Source organism: Streptomyces clavuligerus, from assembly GCF_005519465.1.
In the GTDB taxonomy this organism is placed as follows: domain Bacteria; phylum Actinomycetota; class Actinomycetes; order Streptomycetales; family Streptomycetaceae; genus Streptomyces; species Streptomyces clavuligerus.
Genome location: NZ_CP027858.1, coordinates 6,543,783 through 6,565,939, shown reverse-complemented (window position 1 = coordinate 6,565,939; position 22,157 = coordinate 6,543,783). Strand labels below are relative to the sequence as shown.

Sequence of the window (22,157 nt, the reverse complement as noted above, 5' to 3'; positions counted from 1 at the left end):
CCGTGCACCGCGGCGCACGGGAGCCGGACCGGGCGTTCAGTAGTTGTCCCGCGCGGCGACCCGGCGGAACTGGAAGACGTGCGCGGAGTCCTGGGAGCACTCCGTCTGGAGCAGGGGTGCCCACTCGGCCCCGGGGGCCGCGGTGCCGAGGCAGAGATCAGGGGCGGCCTTCCCGACCTCGTCGCGCACATGCATGGCCCTGATCCGGAACTTCTGGCGGTCGAAGTCCATGGCCTCCAAACGGAATTCCTCCGCCTTCGCCAGGACATGGCCCCCGCAGCGTTCGACGGTGACCTCCTCCCCTCCGTCGGTCCCCGCGTCCACCACTCCCACACAGTGTTTCGGCTCCCCGTGCAGCCCCGGCAGGAGGATGCGGTAGGTACCGGTGCCGTCGTGCGTGGGGCGGACCGCCAGCGGGGTCATCCCGTTGTCGCAGTCGGTCACATAGAGGGAGCCGGGGCGGCGGGACACGGACACCGGCGGCGGACCCTCGAACAGGCAGTGGCCGCCGTCCTTCCCGGTCCTCAGTTCGTAGGACCCCTCGGCCAGATCCGGCTGGCGCGACAGTGAGGGCGAGGGGTCGGTGGACGGCGGTGCCGCCCGCTCGGGCGCAGCCGCGCTGGGGGACGGAGTCTCCCGCGGCGGGCTCTCGGGGGCGGCGGACCGGTCGGCCCAGAGGACCGCGGCCACCACGAGCAGCGCGGCCAGCGGTATCAGCAGCCACGACCGGGCGACCCTGGCGGACCCTGCCGGCGGCCGTCCCCGCAGCCCTCCGTGAGCACCCCCGCCCGGCCGCCGGTTCCGGCCCCTGCCGTCCCCCGTGCGCCGGTGCCCGTCCGGAGCCGGAGGACCGTGCGGAACCGGAGATTCGGGCGGCGGCTCGGGACCGTGGCCCGCCTGCGCCGCGGCCTCGGCCGCGCAGGGCGCGGCGGCGATCCGGCACCGGACGGCGAGCCACTCCTCCGCCGTCTCCTCGCCGTACCCGCAGCCCCGCACCAGCGCGACGACCACCGCCTCACTCGGCAGCTTGTCCCTGGTGAGAGCGTTGGCGAGCGTACTGCGCCCGACAAACCTGTTCTCGGCCGCCGCCTTCTGCTCCAACTGGCGATAGGTCAGTCCTGCGGTGGTCTTCAACCTCCTCAGTGCGGCGACGAACTCGGCGGCCCCACCGGTCGATGGTGGTCTTGACGGTAACTCCTCCATGCCTCTTCCCCCGTTCTGTGAGACGTCAGCAAGCTAGCCCAGGGCTCAGGGGCCTGCCACTCACCATGTCACCATCCCGGCCATACTCGCGGGCGCGCGGACGGGCACGCGCGTACCGGAGACAGGCGGGACGGGTGGCCATCACCGGGGGATCGGGCGACGGTGATCCCCCTTACGGGCAGCGGCTCCCCGAGGTCGGCCCCCGAGGTCGCCCCCCCCCGGACTCGACTCCCTGGGTTCGACGATCCTCCCGCCGCCGGTGTTCCCGTCAGCGGCGGGCCGCCGCGCGATGGCGGGCGACGGCGTCGGCGTTGCCGCAGCGGGCGGTGCAGTAGCGGCGGCGGCCACCGCGGGAGGTGTCGACGAAGACCGTGCCGCAGCGGGCCCGTTCACAGGCCCCGAGGCGGGTGCCGCCGGTCCAGGCGGTGAGGACGGCGAGGCCGCCCGCCATCACCGCGCGAACCCGGGCCACCACGTCCTCCTCGTCGGCGACCAGATGCAGATGCGGGCTGAGGCCGTCGTGGGTCGTCAGATGGATCCGGCCCGCCGCGTCGTCCAGCAGGGCGTTGAGCACGACGCAGCGCTCCTCGGCGGAGGACGCGGTGAACACCGGGCGCAGCCGCCGGGCCCAGGCGCGCAGCGCGGCGGCGGACCGGGCGTCGAGAGCGGGCCTGCGGATGGCGTGGTCCCGCAGCAGTTCTTCCAGATCGCAGTCGTCTCCGGCGTTGACCAGGGCCGCCGACAGTTCGGGGCCGGTCCGGTTGTCATGGTTGAAGTGCACTGACCCATGACAGCATGCTCGCCGGATGATCGTCACTCTCGATGCCGTCGTGCCCGTGGCCCTGCTGATCGTGCTGGGCTGGTGGCTGCGCCGCCGGGACGGCCCCGGCGGCGGTGCCCTCTGGGCCCCGCTGGAGCGGATCACCTACGCGGTGCTGTCCCCGGCGCTCTTCGTCTCGTCCATCGCACGGGCGGATCTGGGGCTGGTGGACCCGCTGCCGATGCTGGGCGCGCTCGCCGGTTCCACCCTGGCCGCCACGGGGGTGCTGCTGGCGCTGCGCCGGGTGCTGGGGCTCGACGGCCCGGCGTTCACCTCGGTGGTCCAGGGCGGTATCCGCCTCAACACCTATGTCGGGGTCATCGTCGCGGCCGGTCTGTACGGCACGGACGGGGTCGCGCTCTTCGCACTGGCGTCGGCGGTGCTGGTACCGCTGGTGAACGTGGTGTGCGTGACCGTGCTGGTGCGGCACGGCCGGGGCGGCGGGGGGCTGCGGACGCTGCCCCGGCAACTGGCCGGCAATCCGCTGATCCTGGGGTGCGCGGCGGGGCTCGCGCTCAACCTCTCGGGCCTGCCGCTGCCCGCGGCGCTCGTCGGCACCGCGGATCTCCTCGGGGACGCGGCGCTGGCCTGCGGAATGCTCTGTGTGGGGGCAGCGCTCTCCTGGCGGCGCACACCGGGGACCGGACGGGCCCTCGCGGTGTCGTCGGCGGTGAAGCTGGTGGCGCTGCCGCTGCTCGCCGCCGGGCTGTGCCGGCTGTGGGGGCTCGACGGGGCGGCGGCGACGGCCGTCGTCCTGATCCAGGGGCTGCCCACCGCGGCCTCCGCCTATGTCCTCGCCCGCAGGATGGGCGGGGACGCGCCCCTGATGTCGACGATCACGGCCGGCCAGACCGTACTCGCGCTGCTCACCCTGCCACTGGCGCTCCAGGTGGTGTGAGGGGCGCTCCCGTGGTGTGCCGGACCCAGACGTTCGGCTCGACGTAGACCGCGTACCCCTGCTCCGGGTCGCAGTGCACCGGGGCCAGGGCGCCCGGGACCTCGACCGGCCCGGGGGTGTCGAAGGGGAGCCCGGTCCAGGCGCGCCACTGGGCGAGCGTGCCCGGGATCGTCATGGAGGCGGGCGCGACGCTGTCGATGACACCGCCCATCCGGGCGTGGACCCGGAGCCAGGGGTCGTGGGGCAGGCCGTCGGGGCGGGTGCGGAAGGCGTACTCGTGGATGGAGTCCCGCGCCTCCAGATGTTTGGCGGTGGGCCGGACGGGGGCGACCAGGGTGCCGATGCCGAGCCGCCGGACGTTGTCGCTCAGCGCGGCGAGCATCCGCCCGGACAGGCCCTGGCCCTGGCGGTCCGCCCGGACGGTGATGTCGAGGGCGCTGACCGTGTCGGGGGCGGTGCCGTCGCGCAGATCGGCGAAGGCCCACAGCAGCACCTGGTCCCAGCCGCCGCCGGGCAGCTCCCCCCGGCCCTCGGCCGCCAGCCGGAACGGCGCGCTGAAGCACCTGGCGACCACCTCTCCCCCGGCGTCGTCGGTCGCTATCAGGACATGGTCGGGGAAGTCGGTGCACACCCGGCTGAAGCAGGCCCAGCCGACGGGGTCCTCGTCCATGAACGCGGGCCAGGTGTCGGGCATCTCCCACATCGCCCCCTGGAGCTCCGGCCGCTGAGCGAGCGTGGTGATGGTGAGGGACGCGGCGGGGCCCGCGGCGGGCGGCGGCGGGGAGGGGGGCACGGGGCTGGAGGACCTTGACGACATGGTCGGGACAGTACCCGGGGAGCTGGCCGGAAATCATCCTAGTTTCTGGGCGGTTGACCGGATCAACGGCCGGTCGACCGGCGCGCGCCCGGCTGTCGGTATCGCCCCATGAGCGGGCAGATCACGTGATCATCGGCCAGATCCACCGGGCTCACCTGGGAAAGCCGGGGCGGCCACCGAACGCCGCTCCCGCCCCCTTCCACTGCCGGCGCTCCGGCGAGGAGGCTGACGGACACGCACCCGCATCCGTACCGGACACCGGCACCGTCACCCACCGGACAGCGCCACAGGACCGGCCACGGGCAGGGGCGGGCCCACGGACACCGGCACATCCGTCAGGACGCAGGAAGTGAGGCACCCATGAGTGACACCCGACCCGCCCGTCCCGTACCCCCCGCCGAGGACGGCGCCCGGGCCCCCGGCTGGTACGTCGACGACCGCTGCACCGACTGCGATGTCGCCCGGCAGCTCGCGCCGGGGCTCATCGGCCGGGCCGGACGCACCTCGCGGGTGCTCCGCCAGCCCCGTGACGCGGCCGAGGAACAGGCGCTGCACCGGGCCGCCTTCGCCTGCCACACCCGTTCCGTCCGCCCCCCGTCCGGTCCGCTCGACCCGGCGGCCGACCCGTATCCGCTGGCCCTGGACGAGACCGTGCTGCTGTGCGGCCACAACTCCTCGCGGACCGCCGGGGCCAACTCCTATCTCCTGCGCAGGCCCGGCGGCGGGCTGATGATGATCGACACACCGCGCTGGAGCGCGTCGCTGGCCACCCGGTACGAGCGGCTGGGACCCGTCACCGATGTCCTCCTCACCCATCAGGACCACGCGGCCCACGGCCGGACCTACGCGGACCGCTTCGGCGCCCGGCTGTGGATTCACGAGGGGGACATCGAGGCCGCTCCCGACGCCGACCGGGTGCTGCGCGGCACGGAGCCGGTGGAGGTCGGCGAGGGCGTTGTCGCGCATCCGCTCCCCGGCCACACCAAGGGCAGCGTGCTCTATGTCGCGGACGAGCGGTACTGCTTCAGCGGGGACAGCTTCTACTGGTCCCGCACGACGGGCGATCTGGAGATCGCCGAGTCCGTCACCTGGTACTCCGTGACGGAGCTGGCGGCCTCGCTCGCCCGGACGGCCGACCGGCTCCGCTTCGGCCGGGTGCTGCCGGGCCACGGCGGCGGCAAGGAGCTGCCGCCCGACCGGATGGCCGACAGGCTGCGGCTGCTGACCGAGCGGGCCCAGCGGATGCGGCCCCGTCCGGTGGACTTCACCGCCGTCCGCTGGTGACCGCCTCCAGGGTGGCCGGGCCCACGGCCCGGCTCGCCCGCACCAGCGCCTCCCAGCCCTCGATCAGCAGGACGTACTCCTCGATGTCCGTCCGGGCCTCGGCGAGCAGCCGCGGGGCCCGCGCGGCCACCAGGTCGGCGAGTTCCCCGTACCGGCCGCCCAGCCTGCGGTAGGAGCGGTCGAGGACACCCAACGCCTCGGTGTTCCGCGCCGTGTCCTGCCGGGTGCTCTCCCGGAGGAACTCCACCACCGCCTCGGGCCGGAGCCGGTGCCCGGCGTCGAGGAGGGCGGAACCCGCGGCGGCCATCCGGTCGTAGACGGGATGGAAGTAGAGCATCGACAGGATGAATCTGACGTACCGCATCTGATAGGCGAGGAACCCGGCCCGGGTCCTGCGCTGCGGGGTATGGAAGTTCACGATGTGGCGGTTGTGCCGGACCCCGGGGAGGGTGGCGCCGTGGACCGCGCGGATCAGGACGTAGTCGCTGCCGATGGTGTCCCGGGCGGGGGACAGCGGGACCCGTTCGTAGACGTGGTGATGGAAGGCGATATTGCACATGTCCACGTGCAGGGCGTCGACATGGGTGAGCACCGTACGGTCCCCGGTGTACGTCTCCTGGCCCGCGCCCCTGAAGGATGCGGCCACCAGCGCCGTCCGCTGCCCGGCGGACCAGTCGGCGGGGGCCCAGAGGGAGACGAGGTCGTGATAGATGTCCGGGTCGCGTACCGCGATCTCGCCGACGTCCACGGACAGCTCCCCCACGAAGGAGCCGCCCACCAGCATCACGTCCGTCCCCAGCTCCCGCGCGTCCAGCTCGTTCACGGTGACCTCGCGGGCGGCGTCAGCCGCCCGTCGGCCCAGGAAGGCCAGCTCCAGGGGGAGCGGTCGGACGGGCTCGCCCCCTGAGGTCTGGTAGCGGCTGTCCGAGTCCCTGCGGTGGACCGAGACACAGCCGAGCGCGGCGGCGAACAGGAAGGCCCGGTTGGTGCAGGCGCCGTAGGAGACGCCGTCCGGCAGCATGAGATCGAGCAGTCGGCCGGGGCCGGTGACGGCGGCGCGGCGGACCACTCCGTCCAGAAAGGCCCGCTGACGGGGCTCGTCCAGATGGTGGACGACGACCCCGGGGGCCCCGGGCAGCGCGGCGACGGCCCGGGCGTGTGCCGCGCGGGCCGCCCCCGGCGCGGAGTCGAGGATCAGCAGATGCACCTCGGCGCCGAAGCGCCCGGCGGCCCGGGCCGCCTCCTCGCCCAGGGCCGCTATGGTCGCGCAGCACTCGCGGTCGGTGGGGAGCGCGAGACAGATCTTCCGCATGCCGGACCTCTCCTCGTACCGGACTGCCGTCCTGCCGGTCAGGACGCCCGTTCCCGCCAGGACGCGAGGCCCAGCAGCCGCTCCCCCAGGCCGTTCAGAGCGGCCGGGCCGTACCGCAGGGACTCGTGCCGGACCGCGTCGCCGACGAGCGTGCTGTTCCACTCCGGGGTGCCGACGGCGCGCCAGGACGCGACCCGGGAGCGCCGCAGCTCCGTGTGGGACTCCAGCGCGGGCATCATGGCGAGGTACTGCACCGCCCGGACCTCGTCACGCGAGGTGTTGGCGGCCACACCGTGCGCCAGCAGCCCGTTCCAGATCAGCAGGTCACCGGCGCGGAGCCGGGGCCGTACCACCGGGAACTCCGCGCGGTCGATCGCGGGTCTGACCGGGTCGCGGTCCGCGGGCTGGGCGGCCCGCCAGTCGTCGAAACGGTGGAACAGCCCGGGTGAGCACTGGAAGCCGCCCGTCTCGGGGCCGGAGTCGGTGAGCGCGATGATCCCCTGCACCCGCTGGGGCAGCACATCGAGCGTGGTGTCGATGTCCCAGTGCAGCTCGATGTCGAAGCCGCGCTCCCCGGGCGGGACGAGCGCGCGGTCGCGGTTGCGGACATTGGGCGGGTTGAGGTTCAGCCGGTCCAGGGTGACCCACAGCTCCTCGCAGTCCCACACGTCGACGAACGCGTCGTACACCCGCCGGGTCTGTCTGCTGTCCCAGATGAGCTGGTGGTGGTACGCCTCCACGAAGCCGTGGACGTGCAGCTCGCGGTCGAGGTCCGTACGGTACGGGCGGTCCCCGTACCAGGTGTCGGGCCGGTCCGGGTCGAGCCCCTGGAACTCCCAGGCGAAGTCCAGCAGCCGCCGCGCGGCGGCCCGGGGCACGGCCTCCTCGACCACGACATGTCCATGGCTCCGCCAGTGGGCGAAGTCCGCAGCGGAGAGGACCCGCAGGGGGAGGGTCTTCTCGATGTCCCGCAACGCCGTCGGAGCGAGATAGGTCTCGCCGTCCGCGCTCGTGTAAGGGGTGGGCGACAGGGCCCGGTGGAACGGTCCGGGGTCGGCGGGCATGCCATCACTCCAGGGAGACGGACGGTCGAAGAGGCGGACGATCGGTCACGGAGCGGGTCGACCACAGGGGGGGTCACTGCGTCACGGTGGACCGGTCCGGTCACGGAGTCAACCCCTCCGGCCCCGGCTCCGGCCCGTCCCGGCCCGGGTACCCGCCACCGCCCGCTCAGCGGAACAAACCATCCCATCAGCGGAGCAAAAGGAGCACAATCGAGTGAGAGGGGTGGACCAGTACACCGTCCGGAAGGTGATCGCATGGCCGCCGCCCGGACCCGGTCCCGCTATGTCCCGGACCGGGGGCTCACGACACGCATGGTGACCACCATGTTCTTCATCGGACTGCTCTATGTGGTCTTCGTGGGGGTCCTGCTCGCCCTGCTGCGGGGCGCCTGGCCGCTGATCCTGCTGATCGCCGCAGGACTCTTCATCGCCCAGTTCTGGTTCAGCGACAAGATCGCGGCGCGGGGCATGGGCGCCCGCGAGGTCACCCCCGAGCAGGCTCCCGAGCTGCACGGCGCGGTGGACCGGATCTGCGCCCTCGCGGACATGCCCAAGCCGCAGGTGGCCGTCGCGGACAGCGATGTGCCGAACGCGTTCGCCACCGGGCGGAGCCAGAAGACCGCCCTGGTGTGCGCGACCACCGGGCTGCTGCGCAGGCTGGAGCCCGAGGAGCTGGAGGGGGTGCTCGCCCATGAGCTGTCGCACGTCGCGCACCGCGATGTGGCGGTGATGACCATCGCGTCCTTCCTGGGGGTGCTGGCCGGGGTGATCACCCGGGTGTCGCTGTACAGCGGCCTCGGACGGGCGGGGCGCAGCAACAACAACGCCGCCCTGGTGATGGCGCTGGTCCCGCTGGTGAGCGCCGTGGTGTACGTGGTCAGCTTTCTGCTCACCCGGCTGCTCTCCCGCTATCGCGAGCTGGCCGCCGACCGGGCGGCGGCCCTGCTGACCGGACGGCCCTCCGCGCTCGCGTCGGCGCTGACGAAGGTGACCGGGGAGATGGCCCGGATTCCGACGCGGGATCTGCGCCGGGCCGAGCCCTACAACGCGTTCTGGTTCGCCCCGGCCTTCTCCTCCCGCGAGAGCCTGGCCCGGCTGCTCTCCTCGCACCCCACGCTGGAGCAGCGGCTGGAGCAGTTGGCCAGGATCTCCGCCGGTCTGGCCCGGCCGTAGGGGTGCGCATGGGCTTCCTCGACGCGCTCCTCGGCCGCAGCAGACCCGTGCGGCCGGACCTGGACCAGCTCTTCGGGATTCCGTCGGCGGCGATCACCCTCCAGGCGGGTGCGGGGTTCGTCCCCACCGGCTCCGGCTCCGTGTGCTTCGCCAGTGTGGAGGGCGGCGCGTTCGCCCGGCTGCGGACGGAGGTCGGGGAGCTGCTGGCGGCCGGTGGCCCGGCGGGCGGCGGGTCCCCCGGCGGGGGCTCCCCGGTCGGCGGCGGGTCGCTGGTCGGCGGCTTCGGGGACGGCGGGGCCGGGGCGGAGCCGGAGTTCACCCGGGACGCGTACGGGTACACCTGGCTGGTGGTCCGGCGGTCCGAGGCCGATGTGGTGTCCCTCGTCAACGATCTGCACGCGGTCAACACCCTGCTCCAGGAGGGCGGGTTCGGGCCCCAGCTCCTCTGTTCCCTGGTCGCCTTCCGGGAGGAGGGCGGCGGCCGGGCGCTGGCACTGGTCTATCTCTACAAACGGGGCTCCTTCTACCCCTTCGCGCCGGTGCCGGGGGCGGTGGAACGGCGGGACAACGCCCTGGAGCTGAGCGTCCGGGCGCTGCTCTCCGGCGAGCTGCGCGTCGAGCCCGATCTGTCGCGGTGGTTCCCGGTCTGGGGCGCCCCGGGGCTGAGTGGCTGACGGAGCCTCCCCCGACGCCCGGCCCCGCAACGGCCCCCACGCGCCTCATTACCATAAGTCGCGCTATTTCATGGAGACTTGGCTCTATCCGACCGGATCTCGTGAATTTCAGCGATTTCCGGCCAACCTTGGCCTGTTGGCCCCTGGCCGGGCAACCGGGGACGGCTTCCGGCCATCTCCCAGGGAAAGCCACGGCCGTGCGCCCGGGACCCCACTGGTCCGGCCGGCCGTGTACTGCTGATCCGCCCCCCGTGGCCTTGGCACGACAGAGGAACCATGAACACAATTCCACGCGCCCGTCTCTGGCGCTCCGCGCTCGCCGCCTCCGCGGCACTCGCGGTCACCGCCGGTGTGGTCGCCGCGGCCCCCGAGGACACGGCGCGGGCGGCGGCTCCCGCCGGTCCGAAGCTGAGTCTGCTCGCCGCCGTCCCCCAGATGACGTGGACCCGGTACCCCGCGGAGGAGGGCTTCCCCGGCGGTGTCTTCAACGCCGACCTGGGCCTCCACCTCGCCGCCGAGGGCTCGCCGTTCGAACTCCGGTTGAAGCGGCCCTCGTACGACAAGCCCATCGTGCTCCAGCAGATCATCCACGAGGGCAAGACGAAGCGCGTCAAGAACCTCCCCTCCGGGCTGGTCAAGGACTTCCGGGGGCTGCCGGGCTTCATCGAGGTGACGTATGTGAACGCCGCCGGCAAGACCGTGCTCAAGGACTCCCAGAACTTCTGCCCCAACAACGCCTCCGGCCGGCTGCGGCCCGACGGCCCGCAGCAGTCGCGGTTCCCGCAGAGCTGCCCGGACAACCCGCTGACCGTGGGCTCCGTCTGGGGTGTGGAGAAGGGCTGGGGCACCAACACCTACTCCGGCCACTACTACAGCAGCACCGAGGGGCTGGACCTCGCGGCGGGCACGTACACCGCCAGGGCGACCGTCGCGAAGAAGTACCGCGACCTGTTCGGCATATCCGGCTCCTCCCACTCCGTGAAGGTGACGGTGGAGGAGTACAAGGACACCGAGCCCGGCGGTCCGGTCGGGCGCTCCGCGGCCGGGCCCCACCACGCCGCCGGTCACTCCGGCCACGGGGACGGCGCCGGGGACCACTCCGGGCACGGCAAGGCCCCCGCGATGACGCTGGCACAGGCCACCGGCGGCACCGGCCCCATGTACAACACGGGCCACACCCCGTATCCGCCGGCCCCGCCCGCGCTGCCGTGGGCGCTGCGCAAGTCCGCGCGGACCGTGGCGAACGTCGGCGACAGGCCGGGCCAGACGGACGGCTCCCGCCGGGCGGGCGGCGAGAAGCCCAACGCCAAGCGGCCGACCGGCTCGCCGAAGGTCCCCGACGTCCCCAAGCCCGACCTGCGTTCGCTGCCCGCGTTCGGCATCGAGATCCAGCCGGGCGAGAACCAGGGCAAGCCCGGCCGCGACTTCGTCGCCTTCAGCGCCAATGTGTGGAACGCCGGACCGGCCGAGCTGGTCGTCGACGGCTTCCGGGCCAAGGGCAAGGACGTCATGGACGCCTACCAGTACTTCCACGACGCGAACGGGAAGCAGGTCGGCTTCACCCCCGCCGGTTCGATGGAGTGGGACCCGCGCGAGGGCCACAACCACTGGCACTTCCTCGACTTCGCCAGCTACAGCCTGCTGAAGGAGAACAAGAAGGAGGCCCTGCGCAGCGGCAAGGAAGCCTTCTGCCTCGCCAACACCGACGCGGTCGACTACACCGTGAAGGGCGCCAACTGGTTCCCGAGCAACACGGACCTCAGCTCGGCCTGCGACGGCCCCACCCGGCTCTCCATCCGGCAGCGGCTGGACGTCGGCTCCGGTGACACCTATGTCCAGGACCTGCCGGACCAGGCGTTCGACATCACCACGGTGCCCAACGGCACCTACTGGATACAGGTGAAGGCCAACCCGGCCAACCGTCTCAAGGAGACCAGCACCACCAACAACACCGCCCTGCGGAAGATCGTTCTGGGCGGCAAGCCCGGGGCCCGCACGGTGACCGTGCCGCCGATCGGTCTGGTCGACGACCACCGTCCCGGCACGGGCGGCGGGGGCGGCCGGGGCTGACCTCCCCTTCCCTCGCGGCGGGCCGGGGCGGGATGCATCCCGGCCCGGCTCCACAGCGGCCCGGGGCCGGTGACACACCCTGTCACCGGCCCCGGGCCGCGCGGTTCTCCGGGAGCGGTGCGGCGCCGGGCTCCGGAACGGGCACCGCGCGCCGTCCCGCCGTCGACGGCGACGTATGCTCGCGCTACGGCCGACCGGACCGGCCACCCGGACGGTATCCCCGAGGACAGGCGCCCAGCAGACCCTGCGGACGAAGGAGACACACGGTGAGCAATCCGTTCGAGGACCCCGACGGCGTCTACACGGTGCTGGTCAACGACGAGAACCAGCACAGCCTGTGGCCGGAGTTCGCGGAGGTGCCGGCGGGCTGGCACCTGGCGCACGGCCCGGGGTCGCGCCAGTCCTGCCTGGAGTACATCGAGACCCACTGGACCGATATGCGCCCGGCGAGCCTGATCCGGGCGATGGAGGGCTGAGCACCGGCCGATGGCGGACGGTCCGCCGCTCCCCGCCCCGCGCCGTGCCGCGGGCGCCGGTGGAACCGGCGGGGCGTCAGCGCGCGAGCGTCGCCCAGACCGTCTTGCCCCGCGGCGGCGTCAGCGACCACGACCAGCTCGCGCAGAGCGCTCCGACGAGCGCGAGCCCCCGGCCCCCGGACGCGCAGACCGTGGCATCACGCGGAAGCGGCGCCTGTGAACTGGGGTCGGTGACGGCGCAGACCACGTCGTCGGGGTGGAGGAAGATCCCGAGCCAGAGGGGGTAGTCGCCGCGGGCGGCTTCCCTGTCCTCCCGGTCCAGGGCGTGTTGTACGGCGTTGGTGACCAGCTCGCTGACGACCAGCGAGGTATCGGGGACGAGCCGGGAGAGCCCCCAGCCGTCGAGCGTGTGGGCGACGAAGCGCCGCGCCTGTGACGCGTTGCGCAGGGTGCCGTCGAGACCGCAGGCGGCGAAGCCCGTCGGACCGCCGCCCTGGACCGGGCCCCAGGGCCGCTCGCCCGCGCCGGTTAAGCCGAGCGGCCAGTCCGCGGCGGGGTCGGGGGCGGCCGTCCGTCCGCCCCCGTCGAAGCCCGAGCTCATCGACGTTGCCAGTTGGATCGTCACTGGTCATGTCCCCCTGAAGGTTTAGGACTTCACCGCTGCCGCCGGTGCCGCGGAACGAGTATGGTCGAGTATCACGGGGGAATGCAATTGCATCTGGGATTGCAAATGGGATTGCATGTGCCGTCGGTCAAGCTGAGAGAACCGCCGTACGACGAGCAAGGGGCTGTTGTCATGGAACGATTCGCCAACGGCATGCGGGCGGGCGCGCTCACCTCGGTGACCTGGACCAAGAGCAGCCACAGCAACGCGACCGGGAACTGTGTGGAGCTGGCGCGGCTCCCCGACGGCTCGGTGGCCCTGCGCAACTCCCGTGACCCCCAGGGCCCGGCGCTCATCTACACCCCGGACGAGATAGCCGCGTTCGTGGCGGGCGCGCGCAGCGGCGACTTCGACGGCCTCATTGGCTGAAAAGCGGTAGGAGCCCGGCCCCTCCCCTGACTGATCTCCCCAGGTACTGGATACTGGTGGTCTTCACCGGACATCCGCAGGAGCGCCCCATGGCAGCAACCGACCCGAGCGAGTCGTTGTTCCTGCGACCCCTGGGAGCAGTGGAGAAGAACCCGACGGCGCTGAAGCTGATCCTCGGCGGCAAGCTGCGGGAACTGCGCGTCGCCGCCGGGCTCGACCCCGCCGACGTCGATGGACGGCTCGGTTTCTCACGCTCCAAAACCAGCCGAATCGAACTGGGACGCCATGGCTGCAAGCACGCCGACGCGGTCGCCCTGCTCGATCTGTACGGAGTGGAGAACGAGGAGCGGGTCGAGGAGTTCCTGCGCCTGGTCGATCAGTCACGTCGCCCCGACTGGTGGCGCTCGTTCAACGATGTGCTCTCCGACTTCTTCACCCCGCTCGTCGCGCTGGAGAGCGCGGCGGAACGTATCCGCACCTACGAGCCGTTCTATGTGCCGGGTCTGCTCCAGACGCCCGACTACACCCGGGCCGTGATCCAGGCGGGCCCCGGCCAACTGCTCTCGCACGAGGTCGCCCGCCGGGTGGAGCTGCGGCAGGAGCGCCACCGCCATCTCGACCAGCCGGACGCTCCCCGTCTGTGGGCCGTCATCGACGAGTCGGTGCTGCTGCGCGCGGTCGGCGGCGCCGCGGTGATGCGCGCCCAGCTCGAACATCTCCTCGATCTGATGGAGCGCCCGCGGATCACCCTCCAGATCGCCCCGCTCGATGTGTCGGCGGCGACCGGCGTGGGCACGGGCGTCACCTATCTGCGGTTCGCGCTGGGCGACCTCAAGGACGCCGTGTACATCGAGCATCTGACGGACTCCACCTTCACGCAGAAGCCGCAGATCGTGGAGCAGTACCGCAATATGCTCGACCGGGTGGGCGCCTGCGCCCTCACCCCGGCGAAGACGATGCGCGTACTGCGCGAACGCCTCGACCAGTACTGAGCCCGGGGCGGTCCGCGCCGGACCGCCAGCGCCTCGCCCCCACCGCACCGACCCCCGCGCCGCCGGGCCCGCCGCCGACAGCGGGGAACCGCGCCGCCGCCCCGGGGTGGCGGGGCGACGGCGCGGGAACCGCGCGGAGAGCCGGGACCGGCTCAGACCAGACGGGCGACTCCGCCCCACTCGATCCATTCGTCGGTCTGCTGCACCGGCGCGAGATCGTTGTCCGGCCGCCAGGTCGACACCTCGACCAGCCCCGGCTCCAGGACCTCGAACCCGTTCAGATAGGCGGCGACCTCCCGCTGCTCGCGCACCCGTCCCCAGTGGCCGCCGGTGGCCTCGGCCATGAAGTCGGTGACGTACTTGCGGATCTCGGGCCGCTCGCTGACGAGCTGGCACACCACGAGAAAGCTCCCCGGCACCAGCCGTCGCGCCACCTCGCGCACCAGGCCGGCCGGGTCGCTCTCGTCGGGGATGCAGTGCAGGACCGAGACGAAGAGAGCGGCCACCGGCTGGTCGAAGTCGATGAGCCGCTCGGTCTCGGGGTGGCCGAAGATTCCGGCGGTGTCCCGCATGTCCGCCTGGATGACGGCGGTACGGTCGTTCTCCTCCAGCAGCGCCCGGCCGTGCGCCAGCACAATGGGGTCGTTGTCGACGTAGACCACCCGCGAGGAGCGGTCCACCGCCTGCGCGACCTGGTGGACATTGTCCTGGGTGGGCAGGCCGGAGCCATGGTCGATGAACTGGCGTATGCCGTAGTCGCTGGCGAGCATCCGCACCACGCGGCGCAGGAAGCGGCGGTTGTTGACCGCCAGGACCTTGGTACTGGGAACCGCCTTCAGCAACTCCTCACAGGCCACCCGGTCCGACGCGTAGTTGTCGTCGCCCCCCAGGTAGTAGTCGTACATACGCGCCACGCTCGGCACGGTCGTGTCGATGGCGTCGGGGCGCCACGACTCCTCTTGCATCCAGTACTCACCCGTGTCATCAGCTCGAAGGGATCAAGGTTCGGCGATTGCCGGACGTCATGCTAGGGAGAGCGGGGGTCCCGGTATAGGCCGACGCGGAAGAAGAAACGACACAGGGCTGCATTTCAGCCGCCCCGCAGTCCCCCGAAACGGCCCCCGGGACCGGAACACCTCCCCGGAACTGGGACGATTCCCCCGCCGCCCGCACCGTTCAGCCATCGGTCCATTGGAACAGCCCTACGGACGGACTGTCCGAAATAGCACAGTTGACCGGCTTTTCAGCTGAACAGGTGAGGGGCGGCCGCCATCGGCGCCGCACGAGCCGACCCCGAAGGCGGTTGAACGCAGCAACATACATAGCTTAGGCTTGCCTAAGTCGATCAGTGCCGCAGCTCTCTGCGCCGGAGGGGCTTCCCTTCCCATGACGAGGGGTCCCCCCTTTCCATGACCGTCCGGTCGACCGCCACACCAATCTTGAGGAACGTCCATGCTCGGGTTCACCCGTGTGCGTCGTCGCGCACTCGCCGCCGCGGCCACCGCCACCGCCGCCGTACTCACCCTCGGCGGCTGCTCCTCGTCCGACGAGGGCGAGAAGAAGACCGACAAGGCCGCGGAGAAGAGCAGCGGCGGGGCGTTCCCGGTCACCATCCAGAGCGCGCTCGGCCCCGCGGAGATCAAGGAGGCGCCGAAGCGTATCGTCACCCTGGGCCAGGGCTCGGCGGAGACCGCGATCGCGCTCGGCCACACCCCGGTCGGCATCGAGTCCTACCCCTGGGGCAGCGACAAGACCGGTTACCTCCCCTGGATCCACGAGGCCGTGACCAAGAAGGGCGAGAAGCTGCCGAAGCAGTTCACCGGCGGCGAGGAACTGGACACCGAGGCCATCATCGAGCTGGAGCCGGATCTCATCCTGGCCCCGTGGTCGGGCATCACGGACAAGCAGTTCAAGATCCTCAAGGACATCGCCCCGACGGTGGCGTACCCGGATCTGCCCTGGAGCACCAACTGGGACCAGCAGATCGAGATCATCTCCAAGGCCGTGGGCAAGCCCGCCGAGGCGAAGAAGCTCATCGGCGACATCGAGAAGCAGCTCAGCGACGCGGGCAAGACCCGGCCGAACTACAAGGACCTGACCTTCTCGTACATCTACAACACCGGCCCCGGCACCCTCGGCGTCTTCAAGCCCGAGGAGCAGCGGGTCAAGATGGTCTCCTCGCTCGGTCTGAAGGTCGACCCGGTGGTGAACGGCTTCAAGGAGACCAAGGGCACCGACTCGGCGCTCATCGGTCTGGAGAACGCCGAGAAGCTGAAGAACAGCGACCTGGTCTTCACCTTCTACACCGATGAGAAGAACCGCAAGGAGATCGAGTCCCAGCCGCTGTACGGCAACATCCCCGCGGTCAAGAAGGGCGCCGTGGTCGTCGGTGACACCAACGCCTTCGTGACGGCCTCCTCCATCATCAACCCGCTCACCGTCCCGTGGACGATCGACCGCTACCTCCCGCTGATCGACAAGGCCGTCAAGGCCGCCGGCAAGTAGGCGGACCGGAGCGCTCCGGCACCGACGGAAGAGACGGAACAGATACGCCTGATGGCCACCGTTTCCCTTCGCCCGTCGAGCGGTGTCCCCCAGCGGGGCACCGCTCGACGGGTGTACGGCTTGTGCGCCGCGCTCGCGGCCCTCGCGCTCGCGCTCTTCGCGAGTGTCATGTTCGGCAGCCGGACGACCTCGTTCGGCGAGGTCGTCGAGGTGCTGCGGGGCACCGCCGACCTCCCGCTGACCACCGTGGTGGAGAGCCGCTACCCGCGGACCGCCATCGGGGTGCTGGCCGGCCTGTGCCTGGCGGTCGCGGGCACCCTGATGCAGGGCATCACCCGTAACGACCTGGCCGAGCCGGGTCTGCTCGGCATCAACGCGGGGGCCTCCGCGAGCATCGTCACCGCGACCGCCTTCTGGGGCGCGTCCGGCAGTACGGAGGCCATGTGGTGGGCGCTGCCCGGCGCGCTGGTCGCCGGATTCATGGTCCAGGCCATCGGCTCCACCCGTTCGGGACGCAGCCAGGTCCGGCTGGTCCTCGCGGGCGCGGTGCTCTCCGCCGTGCTGATGGCGTACATCCAGGCGGTGACGCTGACCAAACCGCAGGTCTTCGACAGCTACCGGTACTGGGTGGTCGGCGCGCTCGGCGGCCGGGACTTCGCCGTCCTCCAGGCCATGCTGCCGTTCGCCGCGGCCGGGCTGCTCCTCGCCCTGCTGCTGGGGCGCGGTCTGAACGCGCTGGCGCTCGGCGACTCGACGGCGGCGGCGCTCGGCGCCCGTCCCGCTCTGGTGCGCACGGGCGGGCTCGCCGCCGCGACCGTGCTCAGCGCGGCGGCCACCGCGGCCGTCGGCCCCATCGCCTTCGTCGGCCTGGCCGTTCCGCATATCGTGCGGATGCTCGTCGGGGTCGACTTCCGGTGGCAGATCGCCTTCTCCGCGGTGGTCGGCCCGACGCTGCTGCTCGCCGCCGATGTCGTCGGCCGGGTCGTGATGCGCCCGCAGGAGCTGATGGTCGGCGTCGTGACCGCGTTCGTCGGCGCCCCGGCGCTGCTGGTCGCCGTCCGCCGGATGAGGGGGAACACATGATCACGAGGATGGACCCGCCCCGCGCCGGGGAGCGGGCGGCCGGGCCGGTCCGGGCGAAGGGCTTCGTGACCGCCGGGCGCAGGATCGCGGTCCCGCTGCGGCGCGCCTCCCTGCTCACCGGGCTCGGGCTGCTGATCGCGCTGGCGGCGGCCTCGGCGGCCACCCTGTCGCTGGGGCGGCTCGGTATTCCGCTCGCCGAGCTGGGCGGGGCCCTGGGCGGCGGGGCCGAGGGCAAGGACGCGTTCGTCCTGGAACGGCTGCGCGGGCCCCGGCTGGTGGTGGCGCTCGGCACCGGCTGTGCGCTGGGGCTCTCCGGGGCGCTGTTCCAGTCCGCCACCCGCAACCCCCTGGGCAGCCCCGATGTGATCGGTCTGGGCGCGGGCGCCGGGGCGGGCGCCGCCGTCGCGGCGCTGCTGCTGCCGGGGACGGCGACGGTGCCGCTCGGCGCGCTCGTCGGCGGGGTGCTCGCCATGGTGCTGGTGTACGTGTCCACCGGCACCGGATTCCGCAACCCGGCCCGGCTGGTGGTCGCGGGCATCGGTGTGGCAGCGATCTGCACGGCTGTGACCCAGTACGTCGTGTATGCCATGGAACGGGACAACGCCTCCGCGCTCACCGCCTATGTCAACGGCAGTCTGTCGTCCCGCTCCTGGGAGGACGCCACCACCATCGGTCTGGTGCTGCTGGTGACGGTCCCGCCGATCGCGCTGATCTCCCGGCGGCTCGGCATCGGCGAGATGGGCGACGACATCGCCCAGGGGCTCGGGGCCGAGCCGCAGCGCACCAAGACCTGGGCGGTCCTCCTGGCGATCGTGCTGTCGGCGGGGGCGGTGAGCGTGGCGGGCCCGATCGCGTTCATCGCGCTGACGGCTCCGCAGATCGCCAGGCGGATCACCCGTCTCACGGGGCCGCATCTGCTGCTCTCCGGTCTGATGGGCGCGCTGCTGCTGGTGCTGGCGGATCTCTGCGCGCAGCAGCTCCCGCTCTTCGAGGATCTGCCCGTCGGGATCTACACCATGGCGATCGGCGGCGCGTATCTCGGCTGGCTGCTGCTGCGGGAGCGGCGCAAGGGCATGCTCTGAGCGGCGCCCGGGACGGCTGCTTCCGCCGGAGCGGGGGTACGGGAAGGGGCCGGGCCCGGCGGATCACGCCGGGCCCGGCCCCTCGCGCGTGTTCGGCCCCTCGCGCGTGTTTGTGTCCGGAGGGCGCCCCGGCCGGGGGTCTCCCGGCGGGGGCCGGCGGTGTTCAGCGGTGTTCAGCGGTGGGCGCTGAGCACCCGGTCGGCGCCCCGGACCTGGGTGCGGATGTCCCGGGCGACGGCGGCGAGTTCCCGGCGCCGCTCCCCCATCGCCCGCCGCTGGTGGGCGGCGTCGACGGTGGACCAGACGCCGATGACGTTGGTCCTCCGCTTGCACTCCACGTCCGCGACGGCCAGCGCGATCTCGGCGGGGCCGGGCGCGGGACCGGTGGACCGGACCCCGGGGCCGGGCACCGCGACCGGGTCCGGATAGGCGTACCCGCGCCGTTCCATGCAGCGGGACCAGGCGCGGAAGACGGCCCGTACCCGGGGGTCGCGCCGGGAGCGCTGGTAGCCGCCGATGTTGATCTCCGCCACCAGCTCCCGGTTGCCGATCCGCCCGGGGTCGCCGGAGAGCGCTGCGGTGGCCTCGCCGAGGCAGCCGCCGGGCGGCAGGGGCCGTCCCCGGTCGTCCGCCCGCAGCGGGGTGCCGTCCGCGGTGGAGCCGGTGAGGGTCCGCAGCGCCGCCGGGGACGGGCGGGGGCCCGGGGTCCTCTCCCGGGGGCGGAGCGCGGCCGGTGTCCCGCCGACGGGGTGGTAGCCGTGCCGGGCGGCGACGGCGGCGCTGGTCAGCCCGTAGCGGTGGGCGGTGTTGGCGGGGTTGAGCGTCCCGGTCACGGGGAGCCGTCCCCGGGGCGCGGGCCAGTGGTATCCCCGCCGTGCCATACAGGCCGACGCGAGGGTGGACCGGGCCCGCAGCACCCGTGCGACCTGCCGGTCCGTGAAGAGGTAGGGCTCGATGGGCAGCACCAGGCCCTCGACCGAGAGCCGGGTGGGCACCGCGCCGACCGGCGGCGGTGGGTCCGCGGCGGCCCCCCGGGGGCCGGGCGGCCCGGCCCCGGTACCGGCCCCGCAGCCGGACAGCACGGCGGCGGCCAGCAGCAGGGCGACGGCCACCGCCGCCGTGCGGCGCGCCCGCGCGCGGGTCCGCCCGCCGGTGGGCGGACGGACCCGGGGGTGGTTCAGCGCCACCAGCTCAGCGAGGCGTTGTTGTTGCGCACCGAGGAGTTGAGCTGCCGTGAGTTGCCCGGGAAGAAGTCGTCGTACGGGGCCGGGCCGCTCGCGTTCTGGTTCTCGTTGTAGTAGATCCGCGCGGTCCAGTTGGCGTCGTTGTTCCAGGCCCGGTTGACGTTGTTCTTGACGGCCCGGCCGTGGCCCTCCCCGCCGGCGGCGAAGGTGTGCCCGGCGAAGTCGTTCACCCAGCCCGCGTACTTGCTCCACGAACTGTTGGCGGACGCGCTGTAGTACAGATAGATGTTGCCGTCCCAGGCCGCGGCCCGCAGATCCCGCGCGGGGTGGGAAGCCGTGCTCCCCGGGACGGAAGCGGTGGCCGGGCCGGTCGCCAGCGCGGTGGCGGCGGCGACCAGCGCCACCCCGGCCGCGAGGGCGCCCATGAGTCGTCGTGCGGTCATGATGGTTCCTCCCGTTGCCCCGGGGCGGCCAGAGAAATCCTCCGCGACTTCCGGCCGGCCCCGTCGTTGGTGATACGGAACCTAGAGCGGACCGCGGTCAAGCGGAATCTCTTTCGGCGCTGGCCGAAGGAGGTCGGCGAAGGAGATCCAGGACAGCGTCCCGGGGTACTCGCCAGAACAGTACGGCCGGTGGACAGCAGCTCGTGACGGGGGTACTTGGTGCTGCGCATCCATTTCAGTACGGCCGACCTCGGGCGGATTCATCTGGCCCCGGGGCCGGACCCAGCATGGGAAGCCCTGCTCAGCCTGCATGTCCTGGGCAGTTGTGACGAGGACCCGGTGATGCGGCCCTGGCGTCGCCGGATGCGTGACACCGTGGACCCGATGGCCCGCCCGCTGCTTGGGCTGGCTCCGCCACGCGGCTATTCACCGGACTTCCTGACCCCCGCCCAAGGGGTGGACGGGATTGAAAGCGGAATCGAAATGATCCTGACGACCCCACGGGCGCGGCTCAGGGCGGAGCTGGCTGTGCTGGGGCGGCAGCGACGGCTTCCGCCCGGGGTCGGGGCCCTGGCGGACGGCAGGCCCGAGGCGCTGCGGGGGCTCGGCGGCGCGCTGCGCCGTTATCACCGGCAGGCGCTGACCCCGTACTGGCCGCAGATCCGGGCCTCGGTGGAAGCCGACCGCGAGCAGCGGGCGCGGGCCTTTCTGGCGGGCGGGACCGAACGGCTGCTGGGGAGTCTGCATCCGACGATCCGCTGGGAGCCGCCCGTGCTGCTGGTGGCGTATCCGGTCGACAGCGAACTGCGGCTGGAGGGACGGGGGTTGCGGCTGGTGCCGTCGTTCTTCTGCCGGGGGACGCCGATCGCCCTGCGGGACACCACGCTCCCGCCGGTGCTGGTGTACCCGGTGGCACGTGCCATCGGGGCGCTGGACCCCGCCCCGGCGGCGGGCGGGGACCGGCTGGCGCGGCTGCTGGGCCGGACCCGGGCCGCCACCCTGTACACGATCGCGGACGCCGAGCACACCACCGGCAATGAGATCGCGCGCCGTCTCGCCATCTCCCCGGCGTCGGCGAGCGAGCACGCCACGGTGCTCCGGGACGCCGGGCTGATCCAGAGTCTGCGGGTGCGGAACACCACCCGTCACACCCTGACCCGGCTGGGGATGGAGCTGCTGGAGGGGCGTTCCCCGGTGGTCGTACCGGGTGCGGTGCCGGGCGCGGTGCCGAGGGTTCCGGCGGCACGGCAGGACGCCGGGTGTCCCTGAGGTCCCGCCCCGGCGCCGTACGGACGGGGAAAAGGTGTGGCGCACGGGTCGGGGAAGAGCCGATGCTCGGTCCATGACCCGCGCGCACCCCGGCCCCGACCGGTCCGACGACCCCGCCGTCCCGCTGCCCGAACGCCGTTTCGGCGGCTCCGGCGGAATGTTCGTGACGGCGGACGACGATCCGCGCGGGAGCGCCGGACCGGAGGGTGTGCCCGACGGCGAACGGGCGACCCTCGCCGGTTTCCTGCGGGATCAGCGGCTGACGCTGGAGCTGAAGTGCGCCGGTCTGGACGCCGAGGGCATGGCCCGGCGCTCGGTCCCGCCGTCGGATCTCTCGCTGCTGGGTCTGGTCCGCCATCTGGCCCAGGTGGAGCAGATCTGGTTCCGCCGGGTGCTGGGCGGGCGGGACGTGCCGTATCTCTACCGCACGGAGGACGACCGCGACGCGGACTTCACCGGGGCGGTCGCCGATCCCGGGGTGGTGGACCGGGCGTGGGAGAGCTGGCGCGCGGAGGTCGCCCACGCGGAGCGGTTCGTGGCGGAGGCACCCGATCTCTCGGTCACCGGGCTGCGCGGCGGTGAGCCGATCACCCTGCGGCAGGTGCTGGTCCATATGATCGAGGAGTACGCGCGGCACAACGGCCACGCGGATCTGTTGCGGGAGCGCATCGACGGACGTGTCGGCGAGTAGCCCCCTCCCGCCGGGACACGGGGCAGGGCTCCGTCACCCGCTGTCCACGGTCTGAGGGACTGGTCCGTCCCTCCGCGCCCCGGC

General features: G+C 72.5%; 22 protein-coding genes. 13 read left to right on the top strand and 9 right to left on the bottom strand.

From position 1 onward, the window contains the following. Positions 1–36: 36 nt before the first annotated feature. Together CRV15_RS27575 and CRV15_RS36935 are read right to left on the bottom strand one after the other, a co-directional pair. A complete protein-coding gene (locus tag CRV15_RS27575) occupies positions 37–1,203 on the bottom strand; it encodes a helix-turn-helix domain-containing protein (protein ID WP_003959271.1) in 1,167 nt (388 codons plus the stop codon). A gap of 268 nt (positions 1,204–1,471) precedes the next feature. Further along, entirely contained in the window at positions 1,472–1,984 is a 513-nt protein-coding gene (locus tag CRV15_RS36935) for a CGNR zinc finger domain-containing protein (RefSeq protein WP_009995103.1), read from the bottom strand. A 25-nt stretch (positions 1,985–2,009) separates the two neighbouring features. On the opposite strand from CRV15_RS36935, the gene CRV15_RS27565 reads away from it, so the two are divergent. Continuing rightward, the gene (locus CRV15_RS27565) at positions 2,010–2,921 is read left to right on the top strand and encodes an AEC family transporter (protein WP_003957854.1); all 912 of its coding nucleotides are present in this window, start codon (positions 2,010–2,012) and stop codon (positions 2,919–2,921) included. On the opposite strand, the gene CRV15_RS27560 is transcribed toward CRV15_RS27565, so the two are convergent. Beyond that, positions 2,890–3,738: a hypothetical protein gene (locus tag CRV15_RS27560; RefSeq protein WP_003959273.1), complete on the bottom strand. Its 849-nt coding sequence runs from the start codon at positions 3,736–3,738 to the stop codon at positions 2,890–2,892. The genes CRV15_RS27565 and CRV15_RS27560 overlap by 32 nt on opposite strands. Before the next feature lie 360 nt (positions 3,739–4,098). Between CRV15_RS27560 and CRV15_RS27555 the strand changes: the two genes are divergently transcribed. Beyond that, positions 4,099–5,022, top strand: coding sequence for an MBL fold metallo-hydrolase (locus CRV15_RS27555; protein ID WP_003957858.1), 924 nt, complete (start codon positions 4,099–4,101; stop codon positions 5,020–5,022). Here CRV15_RS27555 and CRV15_RS27550 read toward each other — a convergent pair. Together CRV15_RS27550 and CRV15_RS27545 are read right to left on the bottom strand one after the other, a co-directional pair. Next, positions 5,003–6,334 carry a DUF6271 family protein gene (locus CRV15_RS27550; RefSeq protein WP_003957859.1) on the bottom strand — a complete coding sequence of 444 codons (1,332 nt, stop codon included), beginning with the start codon at positions 6,332–6,334 and terminating at the stop codon, positions 5,003–5,005. The genes CRV15_RS27555 and CRV15_RS27550 overlap by 20 nt on opposite strands. 38 nt (positions 6,335–6,372) lie before the next feature. Beyond that, the gene (locus CRV15_RS27545; RefSeq protein ID WP_003957860.1) at positions 6,373–7,398 is read right to left on the bottom strand and encodes a phytanoyl-CoA dioxygenase family protein; all 1,026 of its coding nucleotides are present in this window, start codon (positions 7,396–7,398) and stop codon (positions 6,373–6,375) included. Between the two features lie 255 nt (positions 7,399–7,653). On the opposite strand from CRV15_RS27545, the gene htpX reads away from it, so the two are divergent. The 4 genes from htpX to CRV15_RS27525 all read left to right on the top strand — a co-directional run bounded on the left by htpX (position 7,654) and on the right by CRV15_RS27525 (position 11,791). Then, on the top strand, positions 7,654–8,571 hold the full coding sequence (htpX, locus tag CRV15_RS27540; RefSeq protein WP_003957862.1) for a zinc metalloprotease HtpX: 918 nt from the start codon (positions 7,654–7,656) through the stop codon (positions 8,569–8,571). A gap of 8 nt (positions 8,572–8,579) precedes the next feature. Further along, positions 8,580–9,245 (top strand): PspA-associated protein PspAB, encoded by a 666-nt coding sequence (gene pspAB / locus CRV15_RS27535; protein ID WP_003957863.1) that lies wholly within the window; start codon positions 8,580–8,582, stop codon positions 9,243–9,245. Between the two features lie 276 nt (positions 9,246–9,521). Further along, positions 9,522–11,315 carry a lysyl oxidase family protein gene (locus CRV15_RS27530; protein WP_003957865.1) on the top strand — a complete coding sequence of 598 codons (1,794 nt, stop codon included), beginning with the start codon at positions 9,522–9,524 and terminating at the stop codon, positions 11,313–11,315. A 266-nt stretch (positions 11,316–11,581) separates the two neighbouring features. Further along, positions 11,582–11,791, top strand: coding sequence for an MbtH family protein (locus tag CRV15_RS27525; protein ID WP_003957866.1), 210 nt, complete (start codon positions 11,582–11,584; stop codon positions 11,789–11,791). 76 nt (positions 11,792–11,867) lie between these two features. On the opposite strand, the gene CRV15_RS27520 is transcribed toward CRV15_RS27525, so the two are convergent. Beyond that, entirely contained in the window at positions 11,868–12,416 is a 549-nt protein-coding gene (locus tag CRV15_RS27520) for an ATP-binding protein (RefSeq protein WP_003957867.1), read from the bottom strand. A 171-nt stretch (positions 12,417–12,587) separates the two neighbouring features. On the opposite strand from CRV15_RS27520, the gene CRV15_RS27515 reads away from it, so the two are divergent. Together CRV15_RS27515 and CRV15_RS27510 are read left to right on the top strand one after the other, a co-directional pair. Beyond that, the gene (locus CRV15_RS27515) at positions 12,588–12,824 is read left to right on the top strand and encodes a DUF397 domain-containing protein (RefSeq protein WP_003957868.1); all 237 of its coding nucleotides are present in this window, start codon (positions 12,588–12,590) and stop codon (positions 12,822–12,824) included. An 89-nt stretch (positions 12,825–12,913) separates the two neighbouring features. Beyond that, positions 12,914–13,816, top strand: coding sequence for a helix-turn-helix domain-containing protein (locus tag CRV15_RS27510; RefSeq protein ID WP_003957869.1), 903 nt, complete (start codon positions 12,914–12,916; stop codon positions 13,814–13,816). 152 nt (positions 13,817–13,968) lie between these two features. On the opposite strand, the gene CRV15_RS27505 is transcribed toward CRV15_RS27510, so the two are convergent. Further along, positions 13,969–14,781 carry an SAM-dependent methyltransferase gene (locus CRV15_RS27505; protein WP_003957870.1) on the bottom strand — a complete coding sequence of 271 codons (813 nt, stop codon included), beginning with the start codon at positions 14,779–14,781 and terminating at the stop codon, positions 13,969–13,971. A gap of 487 nt (positions 14,782–15,268) precedes the next feature. Between CRV15_RS27505 and CRV15_RS27500 the strand changes: the two genes are divergently transcribed. The 3 genes from CRV15_RS27500 to CRV15_RS27490 are packed head-to-tail and all read left to right on the top strand — an operon-like array spanning position 15,269 to position 18,486. After that, positions 15,269–16,321, top strand: coding sequence for an iron-siderophore ABC transporter substrate-binding protein (locus CRV15_RS27500; RefSeq protein ID WP_003959277.1), 1,053 nt, complete (start codon positions 15,269–15,271; stop codon positions 16,319–16,321). A gap of 51 nt (positions 16,322–16,372) precedes the next feature. Then, positions 16,373–17,404, top strand: coding sequence for a FecCD family ABC transporter permease (locus CRV15_RS27495; protein ID WP_003959278.1), 1,032 nt, complete (start codon positions 16,373–16,375; stop codon positions 17,402–17,404). Continuing rightward, positions 17,401–18,486: a FecCD family ABC transporter permease gene (locus CRV15_RS27490; protein WP_003959279.1), complete on the top strand. Its 1,086-nt coding sequence runs from the start codon at positions 17,401–17,403 to the stop codon at positions 18,484–18,486. Before CRV15_RS27495 ends, CRV15_RS27490 begins: the two co-directional genes overlap by 4 nt. A 173-nt stretch (positions 18,487–18,659) precedes the next feature. Here CRV15_RS27490 and CRV15_RS27485 read toward each other — a convergent pair whose 3' ends face one another. Further along, positions 18,660–19,673, bottom strand: coding sequence for a hypothetical protein (locus tag CRV15_RS27485; RefSeq protein ID WP_003959280.1), 1,014 nt, complete (start codon positions 19,671–19,673; stop codon positions 18,660–18,662). Next, on the bottom strand, positions 19,664–20,113 hold the full coding sequence (locus CRV15_RS27480) for a hypothetical protein (protein ID WP_003959281.1): 450 nt from the start codon (positions 20,111–20,113) through the stop codon (positions 19,664–19,666). The genes CRV15_RS27485 and CRV15_RS27480 overlap by 10 nt, the downstream gene beginning before the upstream one ends. A gap of 483 nt (positions 20,114–20,596) precedes the next feature. Here CRV15_RS27480 and CRV15_RS27475 point away from each other — a divergent pair, with 483 nt between their 5' ends. Both CRV15_RS27475 and CRV15_RS27470 read left to right on the top strand, forming a co-directional pair. Continuing rightward, positions 20,597–21,382 carry an ArsR/SmtB family transcription factor gene (locus CRV15_RS27475; protein WP_009995117.1) on the top strand — a complete coding sequence of 262 codons (786 nt, stop codon included), beginning with the start codon at positions 20,597–20,599 and terminating at the stop codon, positions 21,380–21,382. Positions 21,383–21,455: 73 nt separating this feature from the next. Next, positions 21,456–22,073, top strand: a complete 618-nt coding sequence (locus CRV15_RS27470; RefSeq protein WP_003959283.1) for a DinB family protein — start codon at positions 21,456–21,458, stop codon at positions 22,071–22,073. The last annotated feature ends 84 nt before the right edge of the window (positions 22,074–22,157 follow it).